General features: G+C 42.3%; 1 protein-coding gene and 1 pseudogene. Both read left to right on the top strand.

The features are described 5' to 3' along the window. Positions 1–579 (top strand): annotated as a pseudogene (locus GSQ70_RS00810) (hypothetical protein); the annotation flags it as partial. A 759-nt stretch (positions 580–1338) separates the two neighbouring features. Then, positions 1339–1656, top strand: coding sequence for a DDE-type integrase/transposase/recombinase (locus tag GSQ70_RS26275; RefSeq protein ID WP_370521025.1), 318 nt, complete (start codon positions 1339–1341; stop codon positions 1654–1656). Positions 1657–2213 lie beyond the last annotated feature (557 nt).

The following is a 2213-nucleotide window of genomic DNA, read 5'->3' on the forward strand; positions in this document are numbered from 1 at the left end:
ATGGCGGGCATGGTGGCCGGGACTCAGGCCCTCAGGAATATAAGTAGTATCACCAGACGTCATATGACTCAAGAAATAACTGAGGGAATTCCCTTACCTAATACACACCTAACCTTGGCGCAAAGAAACCACCTGAGCAGGCATATAAAAGACCTCGGTGAAACTTGGCATTTTAAAGCAAATAATTACGATCAGCATTCGATCGATAAGAACGTAATGTATTCCGTGGAGCTACACCCTGAAGGAGATGGGCGTCTACTATTAAGAAATAGAGGAAATCATAGTATTTATTATCCCAAAAGAGAGGTTTTTGATTTTATTATTCCCAGCGATGAACCAAATATTGTACTTGCTATGCCAAATCTTCCAAATCACTGGAAGATGGGGCACACTTCAATGACAAAAAACGACGTTAGGTTTGCTGGGGAAATGGCATTCAACAACAAAGGGAAATTGAGGGGCTGGAATGGAGCGAGCGGGCATTTTAGACCTTATAATTATTTACACCATGAGAATCTTACACCATGGACCAGAAGAATATTGACGCCTGATAAATTTCAGAACGTTTACTTCCGTTAAAGGCGTCCGATAAAATTATCGCCGTCTTTTACGGCTTTAACGAATGAACTATGCTACATATCCTGATATTTTAACCGATGAACTACTAGGAATTTGGAAGTATCACGGTAAGTCCACAGATAATAAATAATCGAATTACTTCAGAACAAAGGACTAAAGCAAAGAATACGTGAACACACTATAAATGAGAGGATTAGTAATCGAGATTCTCCTGACACATAATTATCGCCGATTTCGGTTCGCATACATTATAAATAAAACCTTTTGGGCACTGTTGCAAAAATCTGGAGGTGATAAACTCATCATCACCTTTTGCTGAGGGAGCAGCACATGAACCGATGTTGTCAGCCAGATAGCTATAGGCTAAATTTTCCTGATGCAGACGTCATCGATTAGCTCCAAACATCACCGTATTACACCACAAATAATCTCGCACGCAGTTTGGCTTTACCTCCGGGTCAATCTGAGCCTTCGGGAAGTGGAGGAAATGCTGCTCGAACGCAGGATTGATGTTTCTTAAGAAACGATACGCCGCTGGACACGAAAATTCGGGCCGAAGAACGCCCGAAACCTTCGCTGCCGCCACCCCCGGCCCGGTGACGTCTGGCATCTTGACGAAGTCGCAGTGAAATGTGGCGTGAAAAAATACTGGCTCTGGCGCGCTGTATAGCAGTCAGGTCTGGTTCTTGAAGAAACCCTTAAGAAACAGCGCGATAAATCTGCCGCCAGACGCTAGTTAATTAGTCTGATGAAGCGCTATTGCACTGTGCCCAAAAGGATCTTCACGGTAAACTGCGCTCTTATGGTGCGGCAAAAGCTGACGTTGTCCCCGGCGTTGAGCACTGGACGCATAAGGGCCTCAATAACCGGACTGAAAACAGCCACCTCCCCTTTAGAAAACGAGAGCGAACCCAACAGAGATACCGGTCTGCTGGGGCGTTGCAGCGATTCGTCGTTATGCATTCAACTATCCACAATTGTTTTTCCGTTCCCTCTCGCCGTCGCTCAGCACTCACCATTCAGTACCATCGTCTCGAAGCTTTCGAGGCATGGAAAATAGCAGCCTGTGCCTCCTGAAGGGAGGACCAGACTGGAATCGCCAGTAACTAAACGGATTAATGTGACAACACCCTATCGACCCCTTTTAGCTTGGAAGCCCTTCGAACTATCAGTCCTCAATCGGAAGGAAACATCATAAAACTTCCCTTCGCACATTGATAAAAAACAATAATAAATAAGATATTTTTAGTTTAAAAGTTTCACATATATCCAATAATGGGATATATTTTATAAGCATGACTAATTTGGCTATATTGGCCTCCCCGCTTTGCCCTGACAGGCTTGGCAACATAACAAAAGCGGGGATTCTTTTTATTTTTCAAACTTCTTACGCCTGATCACCAGTCCAAACATATACCGATGATATGAGCATGGTGCTTTTCAGAAGAAAAAATTGCAACTGAACTTAAGTATAGTTCGTAAAATTCTCATGAGTTTACCCATTCTATTTAATATTGCATGTAAATTCATTCAATCTGAAAAAAATTCTGCATAATTTCATGTTATTATTCCTTATTGTTTCAATAGCAATCCGAATATCAATCTATTCACGATATAAAATTTTCCATATATTA

This window comes from Pantoea sp. BAV 3049 (assembly GCF_009765445.1).
Taxonomy (GTDB): domain Bacteria; phylum Pseudomonadota; class Gammaproteobacteria; order Enterobacterales; family Enterobacteriaceae; genus Erwinia.